This window comes from Type-F symbiont of Plautia stali (assembly GCF_059731105.1).
The window spans coordinates 233,244-250,100 of sequence record NZ_AP035910.1; the positions used below are offsets into that span (position 1 = coordinate 233,244).

General features: G+C 58.4%; 16 protein-coding genes and 1 riboswitch. Of the genes, 9 read left to right on the forward strand and 7 right to left on the reverse strand.

All coding sequences use genetic code 11. From position 1 onward, the window contains the following. Nucleotides 1–21: 21 nt before the first annotated feature. Both AC6I7A_RS20585 and AC6I7A_RS20590 read right to left on the reverse strand, forming a co-directional pair. Nucleotides 22–495: a nuclear transport factor 2 family protein gene (locus tag AC6I7A_RS20585; RefSeq protein WP_009092968.1), complete on the reverse strand. Its 474-nt coding sequence runs from the start codon at nt 493–495 to the stop codon at nt 22–24. Between the two features lie 63 nt (nt 496–558). Then, a complete protein-coding gene (locus AC6I7A_RS20590; protein ID WP_058958077.1) occupies nt 559–993 on the reverse strand; it encodes a 6,7-dimethyl-8-ribityllumazine synthase in 435 nt (144 codons plus the stop codon). Between the two features lie 377 nt (nt 994–1,370). Here AC6I7A_RS20590 and AC6I7A_RS20595 point away from each other — a divergent pair, with 377 nt between their 5' ends. Continuing rightward, on the forward strand, nt 1,371–2,078 hold the full coding sequence (locus AC6I7A_RS20595) for a phage antirepressor KilAC domain-containing protein (protein WP_009092970.1): 708 nt from the start codon (nt 1,371–1,373) through the stop codon (nt 2,076–2,078). Nucleotides 2,079–2,225: 147 nt separating this feature from the next. Here the strand turns inward: AC6I7A_RS20595 and AC6I7A_RS20600 are convergent, their stop codons facing one another. Beyond that, complete coding sequence (locus tag AC6I7A_RS20600) at nt 2,226–3,023, reverse strand: MetQ/NlpA family ABC transporter substrate-binding protein (protein WP_009092972.1); 798 nt, start codon at nt 3,021–3,023, stop codon at nt 2,226–2,228. 290 nt (nt 3,024–3,313) lie between these two features. Here AC6I7A_RS20600 and AC6I7A_RS20605 point away from each other — a divergent pair, with 290 nt between their 5' ends. The 7 genes from AC6I7A_RS20605 (at nt 3,314) to uca (ending at nt 12,032) form a co-directional block, all read left to right on the forward strand. Beyond that, nucleotides 3,314–3,700, forward strand: a complete 387-nt coding sequence (locus tag AC6I7A_RS20605; protein WP_058958078.1) for a cupin domain-containing protein — start codon at nt 3,314–3,316, stop codon at nt 3,698–3,700. Between the two features lie 352 nt (nt 3,701–4,052). Beyond that, nucleotides 4,053–4,151, forward strand: a riboswitch (guanidine-I (ykkC/yxkD leader). A gap of 60 nt (nt 4,152–4,211) precedes the next feature. After that, the gene (locus AC6I7A_RS20610) at nt 4,212–5,270 is read left to right on the forward strand and encodes a putative urea ABC transporter substrate-binding protein (RefSeq protein ID WP_058958079.1); all 1,059 of its coding nucleotides are present in this window, start codon (nt 4,212–4,214) and stop codon (nt 5,268–5,270) included. A 24-nt stretch (nt 5,271–5,294) separates the two neighbouring features. Then, complete coding sequence (locus AC6I7A_RS20615; protein WP_009092975.1) at nt 5,295–6,110, forward strand: ABC transporter permease; 816 nt, start codon at nt 5,295–5,297, stop codon at nt 6,108–6,110. Next, complete coding sequence (locus AC6I7A_RS20620; RefSeq protein WP_058958080.1) at nt 6,107–6,892, forward strand: ABC transporter ATP-binding protein; 786 nt, start codon at nt 6,107–6,109, stop codon at nt 6,890–6,892. The genes AC6I7A_RS20615 and AC6I7A_RS20620 overlap by 4 nt, the downstream gene beginning before the upstream one ends. After that, complete coding sequence (locus AC6I7A_RS20625) at nt 6,889–7,617, forward strand: urea amidolyase associated protein UAAP1 (protein WP_058958081.1); 729 nt, start codon at nt 6,889–6,891, stop codon at nt 7,615–7,617. Before AC6I7A_RS20620 ends, AC6I7A_RS20625 begins: the two co-directional genes overlap by 4 nt. A 10-nt stretch (nt 7,618–7,627) precedes the next feature. Then, nucleotides 7,628–8,263, forward strand: a complete 636-nt coding sequence (locus AC6I7A_RS20630) for an urea amidolyase associated protein UAAP2 (protein ID WP_058958082.1) — start codon at nt 7,628–7,630, stop codon at nt 8,261–8,263. 163 nt (nt 8,264–8,426) lie between these two features. Continuing rightward, the gene (gene uca / locus AC6I7A_RS20635) at nt 8,427–12,032 is read left to right on the forward strand and encodes an urea carboxylase (RefSeq protein WP_498004884.1); all 3,606 of its coding nucleotides are present in this window, start codon (nt 8,427–8,429) and stop codon (nt 12,030–12,032) included. A gap of 41 nt (nt 12,033–12,073) precedes the next feature. On the opposite strand, the gene AC6I7A_RS20640 is transcribed toward uca, so the two are convergent. Then, nucleotides 12,074–12,976: a LysR substrate-binding domain-containing protein gene (locus tag AC6I7A_RS20640; protein ID WP_058958083.1), complete on the reverse strand. Its 903-nt coding sequence runs from the start codon at nt 12,974–12,976 to the stop codon at nt 12,074–12,076. A gap of 100 nt (nt 12,977–13,076) precedes the next feature. On the opposite strand from AC6I7A_RS20640, the gene AC6I7A_RS20645 reads away from it, so the two are divergent. Then, on the forward strand, nt 13,077–13,850 hold the full coding sequence (locus AC6I7A_RS20645) for a HalD/BesD family halogenase (RefSeq protein ID WP_058958084.1): 774 nt from the start codon (nt 13,077–13,079) through the stop codon (nt 13,848–13,850). Here AC6I7A_RS20645 and AC6I7A_RS20650 read toward each other — a convergent pair. The 3 genes from AC6I7A_RS20650 to AC6I7A_RS20660 form a co-directional block, all read right to left on the reverse strand. Further along, nucleotides 13,809–14,912 carry a DUF2817 domain-containing protein gene (locus AC6I7A_RS20650; RefSeq protein WP_058958085.1) on the reverse strand — a complete coding sequence of 368 codons (1,104 nt, stop codon included), beginning with the start codon at nt 14,910–14,912 and terminating at the stop codon, nt 13,809–13,811. The genes AC6I7A_RS20645 and AC6I7A_RS20650 overlap by 42 nt on opposite strands. 35 nt (nt 14,913–14,947) lie before the next feature. After that, on the reverse strand, nt 14,948–15,718 hold the full coding sequence (locus AC6I7A_RS20655) for an ABC transporter substrate-binding protein (RefSeq protein WP_058958086.1): 771 nt from the start codon (nt 15,716–15,718) through the stop codon (nt 14,948–14,950). 166 nt (nt 15,719–15,884) lie between these two features. After that, a complete protein-coding gene (locus AC6I7A_RS20660) occupies nt 15,885–16,793 on the reverse strand; it encodes a LysR family transcriptional regulator (RefSeq protein ID WP_058958087.1) in 909 nt (302 codons plus the stop codon). Nucleotides 16,794–16,857: the final 64 nt, after the last annotated feature.

A 16,857-nucleotide genomic window follows, 5' to 3' on the forward strand; every position in this document is an offset into this window, starting at 1 on the left:
TCTCCGCTGAACGCGCCGCGGTTATAAGCCGAGTTCACTCAGGGAAGGGTGATCGTCAGGCCGGCGTCCCTGCGGCCAGTGGAAAAGCCGCTGCGCTTCGCTGATTTTCAGATCGTTGATGCTGGCAAAGCGCTGCTTCATCAGACCCTGCTCATCAAACGCCCAGTTCTCATTGCCGTAAGAGCGATACCACTGCCGCCGCTCATCGTGCCATTCATAGGCAAAGCGCACCGCTATCCGGTTTTGATCGAAACTCCACAATTCCTTAATCAGCCGGTACTGCTGCTCCCGCTGCCATTTTTGCTCCAGAAAGGCGATGATCTCACTGCGGCCGGTCAGGAAGGTATCGCGGTTGCGCCACTGGCTGTCCACAGAATAGGCCAGGGCTACCCGTCCGGCATCGCGGCTGTTCCAGCCATCCTCAGCCAGACGCACTTTCTCTGCCGCCTCTTCAGGCCGGGTAAAAGGGGGTAAGGGCGGACGTGAAGTTTCCAATGTTTCTCCTTAATGGCGCAAAGGCCCGGATGTTATCGCTAGCCGGGCTGAGTTACGGCCATATTAAAGTTCAAGCGCGTGGATCTGGCAGACGGCACGGGCCGCTTCCTGACCTTTTTTCACGAAGTGCTGGGTGTAGAAGTCGATAAACTCCGCCGAAGGCTGGAAGTTATGCGGCGTCAGGGAGACCGAGAAGACCGGCACGTTGGTGGCCAGCTGGGCCTGCATCAGACCACTCACCACCGCCTGAGCCACAAAGTCATGGCGATAGATGCCGCCATCCACGACCAGCGCTGCGCAGACAATCGCATCAAAGTTGCCGGTCTGCGCCAGACGCTGTGCCAGCAGCGGCATCTCAAAGGCGCCTGGCACATCCCAGGTTTTGATCTCACAGGAGGTTCCCCGGCTCTCCAGCTCCTGTTCGAATCCGGTCAGAACCTGAGAAACGATTTCGCTATGCCAGTTAGCTTTAATAAAGGCGACTTTCAACGGCTGCATGACTTACTCCAGTAAAAGGTAATATCCCGTGGTAATGAGCGCGATGACGTCCCTGAACCCCGGATGAAACGTTAAGCCGGACAGGCCGGTAACCTGCTGACTCTCATCACTATACTGTAATGTAAACAGCCTGTGTCCACCATTGTCATTATGTGTGAATAACCTTTCCTCTCTTTGCGGGCATTAAACCCTGTCAGACAACCGCCAGAGCCGTTCAGACGCCTGATCCTGCCCGCAAAATCCCTTTCACCGCCCGGTTTGCGTAACAGCTTCCGGTTATGAAACTGCTTAAATAAAATACTGGATATCTGAACAGTATTTTGTATAATAAATGGACTGCCCGCCGGGTATTGGTAGCGTTAGCGAGGGGTGAACCCATGATGATTTCGACTGAAAGCCTCAAATCTCTGGAACAATCGGTCACAATGAGCAGCCGTGAGCTGGCTCAGATGACCGGTATTACACATGGAGAAGTGAAGCGGTTAATCAAAAGTCTGGAAACGGCTCAGCGTCTTTCTCAGCCGCTCAAAGTGAATGACTATGAGCGCGAAGGGGAGGTGCGTCAGGAGTACCGCCTGAGCAAGCGTGACTCCCTGCTGGCCGTGGCACGCCTGTCGCCAGGCTTTACGGCCGAAGTGCTGGATCGCTGGCAGGACCGGGAAAGAACCACCCATCTGCCGGACTTTACCAACCCGGCTGAGGCTGCACGTGCCTGGGCTGAACAGTTTGAACAGCGGCAGGCGGCGGAGCAGCAGCTGGCTCTCTCCGCGCCTAAGGCCGCCTTCTTTGATAACTTCGTTCAGGTGGATGACTCGCTGGGCTTTCGTCAGCTCTGCAAAATGCTGAAAGCGAAAGAGCCGGAGTTTCGTCAGTTTCTGCTGGAGCGCAATATCATGTACCGCGCCAAAGGTACCCTGACGCCGCAGCATTACCATCTGCAGGCCGGCTACTTTACGCTGCACACCGGCACCGGCGAAAACCAGCACGCCTTCTCACAGGCGCGTTTTACCGCAAAAGGGGTGAAATGGGTGGCCAGCCTGTGGGCAGCGCATCTTTCCGCTCAGCCAAAAGGGGCCGCTGCGTAGCGGTGCCTCTGGCCTGGCGGGCTGGCGCGGCGTGACTGGCAGAGGGTAAGGCGCAGGCATCCGCTCATACTGTGCTGACATAAAAAAGGCCGCATCGGAATGCGGCCTTTTTTGATTTTCCTGATCCCAGGGATGCGTTGCGGGCGATTACCAGCCTTTAATTGCATCGCCTTTATAAACTTCTTCCGCTTTAGCCGCGACTTCAGGCGACTGCAGCGCCGCTTTCAGCTTCTGAATTTTATCGCTGTCTTTATTGTCTTCGCGTGAAACCAGGGCATTGACGTAAGGCGAAGAGGCGCTCTCCATAAATAAACCATCGCGGTGAGCGGATAATCCCGCCTGAGCCGAGAAGTTCGTATTAATGATCGAGAACGCCACGTTCGGATCATCCAGCGTGCGGGTCAGCTGCGGCGTATCCACTTCAACCAGTTTCAGGTTTTTAGGATTTTCGATGATATCCAGTGAGGTGGGTAAATAACCCACACCCTCTTTCAGCTTAATCAGGCCCTGCGCCTGCAGCAGCAGCAGGCTGCGTCCCAGGGTGGTAGCTTCGTTAGAGATGGTCACTGTCGCACCATTCTGCAGCTCACTGATGTTCTTGATTTTGTGCGAATAGGCAGCAATCGGGAAGACGAACGTCTTGCCAACTACCGCAAATTTATAGCCGCGCTCTTTAGACTGATCTTCCAGATAAGGCAGGCTCTGGAAAGCGTTGGCGTCAACTTCCTTGTTATTCAGCGCTTCGTTCGGCAGTACATAGTCATTGAAGTTCAGCACTTCGACATCGAGCTGATATTTATCTTTTGCAACCTGTTTCACCACCTGCCAGATCGCTTCGTCCGGCCCGGTATTAATCGCCACTTTGACTTTGTTATCGTCATCTTTAGAGCAGGCGGATAATAATAAAACAGAACTGGCCAGTAATGCGGCAAACAAACCTTTCATTATCAGAAATCCCTCAGAGAATTGATGGCTTCAAAGATAATACAGAAATGTCAGGTTGCGAACTGACGGAGGGATATATCTTATAACCACATACCGGATATTGTTCATTAATTCATCAGGATGGCGGCTTATGCCCGTGAATTAACCGATGTCATTCACGGCCGTCCGGGCGGTTTTATTCCTGTGGCGCACTCATCCGGTCAACATCCCCTCAGCCAGTACGCGCATTCTCTTCTACGCTTAAAGCCTGCGGTTCGCAGCATTGCATTGATTGTTAACAGGGAATACTGATGTCAAAAGATGAAGAGAACGGGATCGAAGCGGTTGAAGTCATGCGCAGCGGGGAGGCCTGGAACGGAGAGGTCATTGAATCCTATCCGCACGGCGAGCCGGAACTGACCGTAATGCGCCTGTCACTGCCTGCCCATACGTCATTGCCGTGGCACACGCATCCGATGCCGAATGCGGCGTTTATCCTTTCAGGCACCCTGATTGTGGAAGACAAAGCGAGCGGGGAGCAGCGTACCTTCCACGCCGGAGAAGCGCTGAATGAGACGGTCAACAGTGCGCACCGTGGCTACACGCTGGAGGAGCCCGCCGAACTGGTGATTACCTATGCCGGTGTCAAAGGACAGGCGCTGACCGAGCCACTGCCGGGGGAACCCGAAGAGTTCTGACACTCTTGCAAAAACGGCAGTGCAGCGCGCTGCCGTTATTCATCCCGCCCGCAGCGCCGCCGCTATTCACTTCCCTGATAAGCGATTCGCCAGAGCCTGCATATCCACATCCTGAAACCGCTGTTTTAGCGACAGGCGAGGCGCGTCACAGCTGAGTTCACCTGCGCTCAGAAATGGCATCGTGAAGAGGAGTGAATCCCGGCACTGATTATGTGCAACGCACGCTGCTGACTCACCATCACGGGGCCTGTCGTTTTACAGCCTTTATAAGTGCATGATTAAATAGAATTTAAATTCTGGTACGCCAATTGCAATAACCCGTTCAGTAAGCAGCGCACTACACAACTGATACTGAATAGCTGGCTAGGGTTCCGGTTCACGCAGGTGAATGTCTGGTCCGAGAGCTGGCGACCTCTGCGAGGTTACACGGCGGGACAAAAGCCCGGGAGACAGCGGCACCATCTGGTGTCTTGCGCTGCTCCCGTTTTTTTGTGCCAACCAGAGGTCAACCATGAAGACATTTTCCCTTCTCCGCACGCTCATTCTCTCCCTGGCACTGCTGGCCAGTGTGCCCTCTTTCGCCGCAGTTAAAAAAGAGTTCAACGTCTGCTGGACCATCTATGCGGGCTGGATGCCCTGGGGCACGATCGCTAATGAAAAAATCATCGATAAGTGGGCCAGCAAATATGGCATTAAAATCAATATCGTCCAGCTGAATGACTATATCGAATCGATCAACCAGTACACCGCAGGGCAGTTCGACGGCTGCACCATGACAAATATGGATGCCCTGACCATTCCCGCCGCGGGCGGCGTCGATTCCACGGCGCTGATCACCGGCAGCTACTCCGAGGGTAACGACGGCATCGTTCTGAAAGGCGTGAATAAAAAACTCAGCGACCTGAAAGGCATGTCGGTTTATCTGCCCGCGCTGTCCGTATCGCACTATCTGCTGGTGCGCGGTCTGGAAAAGGCCGGACTGCAGGAGAAGGATGTTAAGGTCGTGAACACCTCCGATGCCGATATCGTCTCCGCCTTCGGCACCAGCGGTGTCAAAGCCGCAGTGGCCTGGAACCCACAGCTTTCCGTCATCAAAAAGAGTCCGCAGACCACAGAAGTGTTCAGCTCCTCCGCCGTGCCGGGCGAGCTGATCGATATGATGGTCGTGAACACAGAAACCCTCCACGATAACCCCGCACTGGGCAAAGCGCTGACCGGTGCGTGGTTTGAGATGATGGCAAAAATGCAGGCGGGCGATACCCAGGCGCTGAGTGCGATGGCCGCGGATTCCGGCACTGACCTCGCCGGTTATCAGGCACAGCTCAAAACCACCCATCTCTTCTGGACCCCTGCCGATACAGAAGCCTTTGTCGCTTCGCCCGACCTGGCAAAAACCATGCAGCGCGTGGCCGCGTTCTCTTTTGATAAGGGGCTGCTCGGCGAGGGTGCGCAAAGCGCTGACTTCATCGGTATGGCCTTTCCCGGCAACCAGACCCTCGGCGACAAAGCCAACATCAGACTGCGCTTTGACGACAGCTATCTGAAGATGGCCGCGGCAGGCCAGCTCTGACTTCCGGGCTGAGGAGCTTACGCCATGCGCCACATTAACCGTTATCCCCGACAGGGAATGCGCCTGACGCTGATGCTGTTGCCGTTTGTCTTGCTGATCGCCGCCTGGTTTATCAGCTCGGCGGTGCGGCTGGAAGCAAACCCGCAGGATAAACTGCTGCCCGGTCTGTCGCAGATGATCGCTGCTGTTGACCGGATGGCGTTCACGCCCGATAAACGCAGCGGTGAGTTTCTGCTGTGGGCGGATACGCTGATCAGTCTCACCCGTCTGCTGACGGGCCTGATGATCTCTGCGCTGATCGGCCTGGGCATCGGTATAGCCGCCGGGGTATTTCCCATGACCCGCGCAGCGCTGTCGCCGTTTATGACCGTCGTGTCGATGATCCCGCCGCTGGCGCTGCTGCCGATGCTGTTTATCGTCTTCGGGCTGGATGAGCTGTCAAAAGTGATGCTCATCGTCATCGGCATCACCCCGATGCTGGCCCGCGACCTGGAACAGCGGGCTCGGGAGATCCCGATCGAGCTTTTCATCAAAGCCCAGACGCTGGGCGCGAACAGCTGGACGGTGGTGTTGCGGGTGGTGCTGCCCCAGCTGCTGTCGCGACTCATTACCTCGCTGCGCCTGCTGCTGGGTTCGGCGTGGCTGTTCCTGATCTCCGCCGAAGCCATCTCTGCCACCGCCGGGCTGGGTTACCGCATCTTCCTCGTCCGCCGCTACATGGCGATGGACGTCATCATTCCTTATGTCATCTGGATAACCCTGCTGGCCTGGCTGATGGATCTGGCGCTGCGTCAGCTGCACAAAGCCTGTTTCCCGTGGGCGGAAGGAGGCCGGGAATGAGTTTTATCGATATCAAAAACATCTGGCAGGAATATGGCGATCACGTGGTGCTGGAGCGCATCAATCTGCAGGTCAGGGAAGGGGAGTTCTGCTCGCTGGTGGGCGCCTCCGGCTGCGGAAAATCGACCTTCTTACGACTGCTGCTCGGTCAGGAGCGACCAACGCGCGGCACCATCACGCTCGATGGTGAGCCGCTGCCGGCGGAGCCCGATCGCAGTCGCGGCGTGGTCTTTCAGCGCTACTCGGTTTTTCCTCATCTCAACGTGCTGGATAACGTCACCATCGGTCTGGAACTCCCGGCGTCACCGCTGTGGGGCCGGCTGCTGGGCGCCCGAAAACGTCAGGCGCGTCAGCAGGCCAGAGAGATGCTGGAGCGAGTGGGGCTGAGCCATGCGCTCGACAAATATCCGGCGCAGCTGTCGGGCGGGATGCAGCAGCGGCTGGCGATTGCCCAGGCGTTTGTCATGCAGCCACGGGTGCTGCTGCTGGATGAGCCCTTTGGCGCACTTGACCCTGGCATCCGCAAAGATATGCACGCCCTGCTGCTTCAGCTCTGGAGCGAAACCCGCATGAACGTCTTTATGGTCACGCACGACCTTGCCGAAGGGTTCAACCTGGGCACCCGGCTGCTGGTTTTTGACAAGGTGCGCCTCGATCCCCAGGCACCCAATGCGTGGGGGGCGCGTATCACCTATGACATTCCGCTCAACGAAACGCGGCTGTCCCAGCTGGCGACCGGCCGCAAAGACAACATTTACCCCTTAAAGGAGAACGCTCAATGACGGCACTTTTTCACTCCGGCCCCAGCCTGCGCGAAGAGCAGCTTCCTGGCGGCGCGCATACCTCGCTGATCCTGCGTAAGGGCGGGATCCTGCGCCTGACCGATATCGACGGCGGGGCTAACGTCAGCGCCATGATGCTCAATCCGCACGAAAAAAGTGAACGGCTGAACCTGCCCGACACCCTCAAGGGTCAGCACACCGCGCGGCTGACCACCGGCCACTGTTTTTACTCTGATATGGGTCGCGTCCTGGCGGCTATCGTGGCGGACAGCTGCGGCTGGCATGACCCGTTCGGCGGCGTCCTTAACGCCGAAGAGACGCACGACAAGTACGGCAGCGGACGCTATCAGGAACTGCGCAACGGTTTCTACCGTAACGGCGTCGATAACCTGCTGGTGGAGATGGGTAAATGGGATCTCGGCCTGCAAGACCTGCTGATGGTGGTGAACTTTTTCAGCAAAGTCACGGTGGATGAGGCGGGGCGCTTTGCCTTCATTTCAGGCAACAGTCGGCCCGGCGATTTCGTTGAGCTGTATGCGCCGATGGACGTGCTGATCGTCCTGACCGCGCTGCCTCACCCTCAGGATCCCGCCACTGAGTATCTGCCGCGCCCGATTCAGCTGAACTGGTATCAGGCCGATGCGGGTCAGGCCCTCAGCGACGTCATTTTCACCCGCGATGAAAATCAGCGCGCCATGCAAAACACCCAACACTTTTCCCTGTAAGGAGGCTGTGATGACAGCGATTACCCCTGATTATCATCCTGAAACGGCAGTCTGGCGTCATGTGATCCCGGCCGGGGAGCCCTGTCTGTTCGAGGTCAAAAAAGGGCAGCGGCTGCGGCTGCTCGACCTCGAAGGTAACCAGGCGATCGATACCCTGTTCTATCGCGCCGATAACCCCCGCGAGCGTTACGATCCCCAGCGCACCCTGCGTCGTCAGGGAAAGGTCTATCTGACCACTGGCAGCGTGCTCTACTCCAATCTCGGTAATCCGCTGCTGACCCTGATTGCCGATACCTGCGGACGCCACGACACCCTGGGCGGGGCCTGCTCCCAGGAGAGCAACACGGTGCGCTATGCCCACGATAAGCGCTACATGCATAGCTGCCGGGATAACTTTCTCTGCGCCTGCCTGCATGATGGCCGCCTCCACAAGCGCGATATCGGCGCCAATATCAACTTTTTTATGAACGTTCCGGTGACGCCGGAAGGGGGGCTGACCTTTGAAGATGGACTGTCAGCCCCTGGCAAATATGTTGATCTGATCGCGGCGTGTGACGTGATGGTGCTGATCTCGAACTGTCCCCAGCTCAATAATCCCTGCAACGGCTGGAACCCGACGCCTGCAGAGGTGCTGGTGTGGAACTGAATCTGCATCCGACAGCGCGACAGCCGGGCCTGACATTCCCGCTCTGATCGATCGCCTGTCTGCCTCTACCGCCGCTGCACTGTCAGGTGCCGGTCATCCCCGGGGACGGCCCCAGGGAATAGCGAATTCTGCGGGACGACCCGCCTCCCTGTGAGCATCACCTATGTTTGATACGTTACTGATTGCCAATCGCGGCGCGATCGCCTGCCGCATTCTGCGTACCCTGCACGCCATGCAGGTGAAAGGCGTCGCCGTTTACTCTGAGGCTGACCTGAGCAGCCTGCATATCCGTGAGGCGGATAGCGCGATCAGCCTGGGCGACGGGCCCGCCGCGCAAACCTATCTGGTGGTGGAGAAAATCATCGCCGCCGCACGGCAGAGCGGGGCGAAAGCGATCCACCCCGGTTACGGTTTCCTCTCGGAAAATGCCGCCTTTGCCGAGGCGTGTGAGGCGGCGGGCCTGATTTTTGTCGGCCCCACGCCCCAGCAGCTGCGTACTTTCGGCCTGAAACACACGGCACGCGCGCTGGCGAAAGCCGAAGGCGTTCCGCTGCTGGAGGGAAGTGAACTGCTGGCAGACCGCCATGAAGCCCGCCGGGCAGCGGCCCAGGTTGGCTATCCGGTCATGCTGAAAAGCACCGCAGGCGGCGGCGGCATCGGTATGCGCGTCTGCCGCGATGAGGATGAACTCGCCGACGCGTTTGACACGGTGCAGCGTCTTGGCCAGAACAACTTCAGCGATGCCGGGGTCTTTCTCGAAAAATATATCGAACGCGCCCGTCACCTTGAGGTGCAGATTTTCGGTGATGGCGAAGGCGGAGTGATCGCGCTCGGCGTGCGTGACTGCTCGGTTCAGCGCCGTAATCAGAAAGTCATTGAAGAGACACCTGCACCCAATCTGCCTGACGGCATGGCAGAGGCACTCTGTTCCGCCGCCATCGCGCTGGGCAAAGCGGTGAACTATCGCAGCGCCGGAACGGTGGAATTTGTCTATGACAGCGCGGCGCAGCACTTCTATTTTCTGGAAGTGAACACCCGCCTTCAGGTCGAACATGGGGTCACCGAGCAGGTGTGGGGGGTTGACCTGGTGCAGTGGATGATCGAACTGGCCGCCGGGGAGCTCCCGCCGCTGGATCGTTTAGCCGCCACGCTGAAACCACAGGGCCACGCCATTCAGGCTCGGATCTACGCGGAAGATCCGGGACGGCAGTTTCAGCCATCACCCGGTCTGCTGACCGATGTTTTTTTTCCGCCAGCCGGAGGAAAGACGCTGCGTATCGACCGCTGGGTAGAGGCGGGCAGTGAAGTGCCGCCCTTTTTCGACCCGATGCTGGCGAAAACCATCGCCTGTTGTCCCACTCGCGACGAAGCCATTGCCACGCTCGCTCAGGCGCTGGCGGAAACCCGGTTATATGGCGTCGAGACCAATCGCCTCTATCTGCTGCAGATACTGGCTTTTGCGCCATTCACCACAGGGGAACCCTGGACCCGCTGTCTGGAGCAGCTCAGTTATCAGGCGGCTACGCTGGAGGTGCTGAGTGCCGGAACCCAGACCAGCGTGCAGGACTATCCCGGCCGTCTGGGCTACTGGGCGGTGGGGGTGCCGCCTTCAGGACCGATGGATGACCGCGCGCTGCGCTTCGGCAACCGCCTGCTGGGCAACGCTGAGGGCGACGCCGCGCTGGAGATCACCCTTAACGGCCCGACCCTGAAACTGAATACCGATGTGCAGGCGGTGGTCTGCGGAGCGCCGCTCCCCGTCACGCTGGAGGGGGTCGATCAGCCGATGAATACCGTCTTTGCTGTTCCGGCAGGCTCAACGCTGAAGCTGGGCGCGATCGCAGGTTCAGGCGTCAGAAGCTACCTCTGCCTGAGCGGCGGGATTCAGGTGCCGGATTATCTGGGGAGCAAAAGCACCTTTACGCTCGGTCAGTTCGGCGGACACGGAGGCCGGGCGCTGCGCAGCGGCGATGTGCTTCACCTGGCACCGCGCCCGGCAGACGTGACGGGCACAGCACTGCCCGCCTCGCTCTGCACGGGGCTGGCCGCGGTGCGCACACTGAGGGTGATTTATGGCCCCCACGGCGCGCCGGAGTTTTTTACGCCCGACTATATCGGGACTTTCTTTGCCACCGAATGGGAAGTGCACTTCAACTCCAGCCGTACCGGTGTTCGCCTGATTGGACCGAAGCCAATCTGGGCTCGCGAGAGCGGAGGTGAGGCGGGACTGCATCCTTCCAACATTCATGATAATCCTTACGCGATTGGCGCAGTGGATTTCACCGGCGACATGCCGGTCATTCTCGGCCCCGATGGCCCCAGCCTGGGCGGCTTCGTCTGCCCGGTGACGGTCATCGAAGCAGACCTCTGGCAGCTGGGGCAGCTTAAAGCCGGGGATAAGGTGCAGTTTGTGGCGGTGGATATTCCCACCGCCCGCCGACTGGCCGCAGGAGGACGTGCCGAGCTGGCAACGCTCGAGCCACAGGCGATCGCCTGGCAGCCGGCACCGCTCACGTCGCCTGTCGTGATGACCTGCGGTGAAAAGGATAAGCGTCTGGTGGCGCGTCTCTCAGGCGATACGCATCTGCTGCTGGAAGCTGGCGAGCCGGAACTGGATCTGGTGCTGCGTTTTCGCATCCACGCGCTGATGCAGGCGATGGAAGCGCAATCCCGTCCGGGGGTCGTTGATATCACGCCCGGCATCCGCTCCCTGCAGATCCATTTCCAGCCGGAAACCCTGACCCCGGAGGCGCTGCTGGCGTGGGTGCGGGAGGCGTGGGAGGGGGTCTGCACAAGTGATGACCTTCAGGTGCCGACGCGCGTGGTGCATCTGCCGCTCTCCTGGGACGATCCCGCCTGTCAGAAAGCGGTCGAAAAATATATGACCACCGTGCGGCAGGACGCCCCCTGGTGCCCGGACAACCTGGAGTTCATCCGCCGGATCAACGATCTGCCGGATAAACAAGCCGTATGGCAGACGGTGTTTGATGCCCGCTATCTGGTGATGGGGCTGGGCGACGTCTATCTCGGCGCGCCCGTCGCCACACCGCTGGATCCCCGCCATCGTCTGGTCACGACGAAATATAATCCGGCACGCACCTGGACAGCCGAAAACTCGGTGGGCATTGGCGGGGCTTATCTCTGTGTCTACGGCATGGAAGGGCCTGGCGGCTATCAGTTTGTTGGCCGCACGCTGCAGATGTGGAATCGCTATCGCGATGTCGCCGATTTTGGAGGTAAGCCCTGGCTGCTGCGCTTTTTCGACCAGATTCGTTTCTATCCGGTTTCGGCTGATGAGCTGCTGCAGATCCGTCGCGATTTTCCCGTAGGACGCTATCCGCTGCGCATAGAACAGGGCACGCTGCGGCTGGCGGAATATCAGCATTTCCTCGACCGTGAAGCCGGGAGCATCAGCGCGTTTCGTCAACATCAGCAACAGGCGTTCAATGCTGAGCGTGACCGCTGGATAGCCAGCGGACAGGCACATTACACCACGCAGGAGAGTGAGGTGGCGGAAACGGGAGACGCGCCGCTTCAGGCCGGGGAGCAGGGCGTTGAAAGTCCGGTTTCCGGCAACCTGTGGCAGGTTCAGACGGCAGCGGGGTGCCGCGTGAAGGCAGGCGATACGCTGGTGGTGCTGGAATCGATGAAAATGGAGATTCCGCTGCTGGCCCCCTGTGACGGGGTGATTCAGCAGGTCAGCGTGCAGCCGGGCAGCGCCGTGCGGGCAGGACAGCGGGTGGCCATCATCCTTGAAGATCGGTCTTAACAGCCCTACGTGACAGGGTCACCTGTCACGCAGAAAGGTTCTTAGCCTGCGACCGCTTCACGCAGCCAGGTAATCAGCGCCTCGCTGCCCGGCTGACTCAGCGTGCGCTGCGGCCAGGCAAGATAATAGGGGTTGCTCAGCGGCAGACTGAAATCGTCGACAATCACCAGTTCGCCCCGCGCCAGCTCCGCCGCGATCAGGCGGCGCTGCCCCAGCAGCAGACCGGCCCCCGCCACGGCAGCATCAATTGCCAGCGAGGTCAGATTGAAACTGAATGCGGGCTGCGGAGCCGGTTCGTCCACGCCTCTGGCCTGAAACCAGCTTCGCCAGTCCGGCAGAAACCGGCCCTCATTGCCCCAGTCGAGGTGAATTAAAGGTGCCTGACGGAAGATCGTTTCTGGCGTATAGCGCTGGAGTAAGGCGGGGCTGGCAACCGGCAGCACCTCATCATGGAATAACCACTGTTTGTCCAGCTGCGGATAGCGATCTTCGCCAAAGCAGATGACGAAGTCTGCAGGCATCGCCGTGAAATCAACCTGCGCGTGCGTGCCGTGTAACGACAGATCGCTATCGGGGCAACAGGCGCGCCAGCTCGCCAGCCGGGGCAACAGCCATTTGGACGCCAGCGCTGGTAAGGCATAGAGCGTGAGTGTCGGCGCTTTCGCCGCATGGCGGATATTCTGCTGACCCAGGTGCAGGATATCGAAGGCTTCGGTGACGTAGCGCAGATAGGCCTTGCCGGTATCAGTCAGCATCACGCCGCTCTGGGTGCGTAAAAAGAGCGCACTGCCGAGCTGCTCCTCCAGCTGACGAATCTGCTGGCTCACCGCCGCCGGCGTCAATGCCAGCTGGGCCGCCGCTTTCGCCAGGCTGCCCAGTTCGGCGGCCACTTTAAAGGACTGGATAACACTGATTTTGGGCAACCGGGGTAAGTGGGCAGGCATTAACGCTTCCTTATCAGGGTATTAAGTTTTTATCGTTACACAGGCTTACCAGGCGACAGGTAGAGTAGCATCACTCCTGCTCATGATGAGAACTGTTGCTATGACTGACTCCCTGGTTCGTCTCGATCTTCATCCGCTGGCCGATCGCGGCTGGCGTCACCGCTGTCGTGAACAATTAAATCACGCTGGGGCGCTGGTCCTGCGTCAGTTCTTACAGACCGCCGCTCTGGAAGCGATAGTTCAGGAGGGCAACGCGCAGCGTCACCTGGCTTATCACACGCTCAGCAAACATAACGTTTATCTGATGAAACCTGATGCGGCCTTCAGCGCCGATCATCCGCGCAATCGTGACGTGATCAGCACCAAAGGCTGCATTACCGATGACGCTATCGCGACCGACTCCCCGCTGCGTCAGCTTTATACGGATGAGCTGTTCAAACAGTTCCTGTGCGACGTGCTGGGAGAGGACGCGCTCTATCCCTATGCCGATCCGCTTTCGTCTATTAACCTGCATTATGCGCCTCACGGCCAGGAGCTGGGCTGGCACTTTGACAACTCCTCTTTTGCTATCACCCTGCTGGTGCAAAAACCGCTAGCGGGCGGGGTGTTTCAGTATGTGAAGGATCTGCGGGATGCCGATGCCGGTGAGATGAATTATGCAGGCGTCGCGGCGGTGCTGGATGAACGCCAGCCGGTCGAGGCCCTGGCGATTGAGCCCGGCGATCTGGTGCTGTTTCGCGGGCGCAACGCCCTGCACCGCGTGACCCCGACCGAAGGTGAGGTGACCCGCATGCTGGCGGTGCTGGCTTACAACACGCAGCCCGGCATTGCGCTATCCGAAACCGCGCGGATGACTTTTTACGGCAGACTGTGAAATCAGAGCACGCCAGCCGCGCTCAAAGATTTGTTGCGTGCGGAAAGCCACTAACGCCCGCCAGTCTGCATCGCAGGGCCAGAATCCTTCGACAAGGTTTGCTTTGATCCTCTGGCCCTCTGCACTGGCGGGGTCGCCAGAGAGATGAAGCCAGTGATCGTCCCGCACCCGCCGATGCATCTCTTCCCCTTCATAAGTTCCGCATTCGACCACCAGCGGTAAAATCAGCGTGCCGGTGAGGGAGGTCAGCAGATACTGTGACAGATAGCCTGTCGCGGTTGCCGTAATGCCGGTGGCGCTGTCCCGCCCGGCACCGGTATAGAGCAGCGTCAGCCACTCGCCATAAATGTCTTTGCCCCACTCATGGGCGGCATAATGCTGCTCTGCAATGGAGAGCAGCATGGGATGGCCCCAGGCTCCGGCTCCGGTGTGGAGATCGAAGCTGATGATGGTTTTCGCCACGGAGAGATGCTGCGCAACGATCTCCGCCATCGTGTTAAAGGACCAGGCGGGCTGTGTTCCACCAAAGAAAAAGCCTTCAGCAGACGTATACTGCCCCGCTTCTGCAATGCGTTTAACTGCCAGCCAGCCGGTGTCACGCAGGACTTCGGCCAGCTGCCGATCAGCGCTGTCACGATCGCCATGATAAAGGGAGTGTAACCCGGCGTAGGCGGGGTTAGCGGGCAGCGGCTGGCTGAAGTCGATAAAATGACGGTTAAGATCGATATTATCTTCATTGACGCGCCGCAGATGGGCCGCACCCCAGGGATTAAGCAGATGCACCAGCACCAGCGCCGTGTCAGCAGGGAGCGCGTTTTCGTCGCGCGTCTCCAGCCAGGCTATCTGGCAATCCGAACCATAATAACCTTCGACGCCGTGTATGCCGGAGATAACCAGCATCACGCGTGACGCGTCGGCAGGACCCCGTCGGGCCACATCCGTATAGAGCGCCTCGCCCTGCGGGCCAGGCAGGGGATGGCGGTGAGAGGTCACCACCGCACCTGTGCGCTCTGCAGCCACCAGAAAGCGTGCGCGCTGAACCTGATAGTCGGGCAAGTCCATAGTTTCCAGACGCCTGCAATCGTCGCGCGGGACCGTCACGGGTAAACCCTGAATCTGAAGTACTTTCTGGTCAGCTGGTCGTAGGTGCCGTTGTGATGAAGCTCCGCCAGCGCCGCGTTGATCATCTTCAGGTTAGCATCATCGCCCTTGCGTAACGCGATACCCACACCATCGCCAAATATCGCTTTATCCACCAGGGTGCCTTTAATGGCGTAGGGCTTACCTTCCTGAGTGGTGAGAAATCCCTGCTCAGCGGAGACCGCGTTGGCCAGGCTGCCATCGAGACGCCCGGCAACCAGATCGGGATAGACCTCCATCTGATTAGGGTATGAGATGACTTTCACGCCCTGGCCTTCCCATTTAGTTTTGGCGTACGTTTCCTGAATGGTGCCCTGAGCCACCCCGATCGTCTTGCCGCGCAGTGAGGCAACGTCGGTCGTCAGATTACTGGCCGCCGGTGCCAGTAACGCACTGGGCGTGTTGTAGAGCATGTCACTGAAAGCCACCTGCTGGCGACGCTTATCGGTCATCGACATCGCTGACAGGATGGCATCAAATTTCTTCGCCTGAAGGGCAGGGATGCTGCTGTCGAACCCCATCTGCACCCACTGACACTTCACCTTTGCCTGTGCACAGATGGCATTACCAATATCGATGTCAAAACCCTGCAGCGACCCATCTGCCGCCTTAGATTCAAAAGGGGGGAATGTCGGGTCAACCCCGAAGCGCAGCGTCTGCTGCGCCAGAGCCACCTGTGAGAAAGCAGTGAGCGAAAACAGTAACGCGAGAGAGACGTTCTTTTTCATGTTTATTTCCCGGAGTCAGGTGAATGTCATAGTGACCTCAGATTTAATAGCATGGGGGTTCTCTCATCACCAGCGAATAACCGCACTGAACCAGAGCAAAATCTTATAGTAATAAATGGGTTAGCGGGTTTTTATGCGGTATTAACTTTTGCTTAATGACGGACCATTATCCTCTGAGGGACGTGAGCCGCTGATGCAGGAAATCGATAAACGATCGAACTTTCTCAGGCACATGGCGCGTATTGGGGTAGAGCGCATAAATCCCCTGCTGCGGAAAGTGATGATCGGCCAGCAAGCGAACTAATCCGCCATTCGCAATGTCATCTGCGACAAGCCACTCAGGCAGGATCGCCACACCTGCCCCTGATAACGCAAAAGCCCGTAAAGATGAAGCGCTGTCGGCGACAATCCTGGCGGGGTGACGGGCGCTCAGAAGCACACTCTCTCCATCCGGGGTCACTATCTGCCAGCTTAAGGGCGTCGACAGACGACTGTGCGCTATCCATGTTGCTGACGCGAGCTGTTCGGGATTCTGGATGGCGTAGTCAGCCAGGGTGTTGAGGTAAGAGGGCGCTGCGACCGCATAAATCGCAAATTGATCGAGGCGTCGCGCATGATGAGTCGAATCGGCAAGATGACCCAGACGTATCGCCACATCAAAGCGCCCGGCAATAAGGTCATCGGTCTGAGACGATGACACATGCTGTATCCGCAGCTGAGGGTGTTTTTCCGCAAACGCAGCCAGGGCTGGCACGATGACGCGCGCACCATACTCAGGGGTAGTCGTAATCCTGAGTGAGCCGCTTAATCCTGTGTGATCGCCGCGAACATCCTCCAGCACGCTTTCCGCATCCTGAAGCAGCTGAAGGCAGCGATGATAAAATCGTTCGCCGGTATCGGTGGCTGAAACACGTCGGGTGCTTCTGATGAGTAACGAGACACCCAGCTCTTCTTCAAGCTGTTTGATGTTGAAGCTCACGACGGCCCGGGTAAGTCCGAGCGTCTGAGCGGCCCCGGTAAAACTGCCAGCCCCGACGACGGCGACGAAGATTCCCAGCCGCTGCATATTGATCATTGTGCTTCCTTTGGATGAGACCATTGTCAAAATAATTTTGACAGTGTAACAAGCGGGAGTGAAT

Coding starts and splice junctions, on each gene's coding strand:
- AC6I7A_RS20590 (WP_058958077.1), bottom strand. CDS start 993: ATGCAGCCGTTGAAAGTCGCCTTTATTAAAGCTAACTGGCATAGCGAA.
- AC6I7A_RS20595 (WP_009092970.1), top strand. CDS start 1,371: ATGATGATTTCGACTGAAAGCCTCAAATCTCTGGAACAATCGGTCACA.
- AC6I7A_RS20600 (WP_009092972.1), bottom strand. CDS start 3,023: ATGAAAGGTTTGTTTGCCGCATTACTGGCCAGTTCTGTTTTATTATTA.
- AC6I7A_RS20605 (WP_058958078.1), top strand. CDS start 3,314: ATGTCAAAAGATGAAGAGAACGGGATCGAAGCGGTTGAAGTCATGCGC.
- AC6I7A_RS20610 (WP_058958079.1), top strand. CDS start 4,212: ATGAAGACATTTTCCCTTCTCCGCACGCTCATTCTCTCCCTGGCACTG.
- AC6I7A_RS20615 (WP_009092975.1), top strand. CDS start 5,295: ATGCGCCACATTAACCGTTATCCCCGACAGGGAATGCGCCTGACGCTG.
- AC6I7A_RS20620 (WP_058958080.1), top strand. CDS start 6,107: ATGAGTTTTATCGATATCAAAAACATCTGGCAGGAATATGGCGATCAC.
- AC6I7A_RS20625 (WP_058958081.1), top strand. CDS start 6,889: ATGACGGCACTTTTTCACTCCGGCCCCAGCCTGCGCGAAGAGCAGCTT.
- AC6I7A_RS20630 (WP_058958082.1), top strand. CDS start 7,628: ATGACAGCGATTACCCCTGATTATCATCCTGAAACGGCAGTCTGGCGT.
- uca (WP_498004884.1), top strand. CDS start 8,427: ATGTTTGATACGTTACTGATTGCCAATCGCGGCGCGATCGCCTGCCGC.
- AC6I7A_RS20640 (WP_058958083.1), bottom strand. CDS start 12,976: ATGCCTGCCCACTTACCCCGGTTGCCCAAAATCAGTGTTATCCAGTCC.
- AC6I7A_RS20645 (WP_058958084.1), top strand. CDS start 13,077: ATGACTGACTCCCTGGTTCGTCTCGATCTTCATCCGCTGGCCGATCGC.
- AC6I7A_RS20650 (WP_058958085.1), bottom strand. CDS start 14,912: ATGGACTTGCCCGACTATCAGGTTCAGCGCGCACGCTTTCTGGTGGCT.
- AC6I7A_RS20655 (WP_058958086.1), bottom strand. CDS start 15,718: ATGAAAAAGAACGTCTCTCTCGCGTTACTGTTTTCGCTCACTGCTTTC.
- AC6I7A_RS20660 (WP_058958087.1), bottom strand. CDS start 16,793: ATGATCAATATGCAGCGGCTGGGAATCTTCGTCGCCGTCGTCGGGGCT.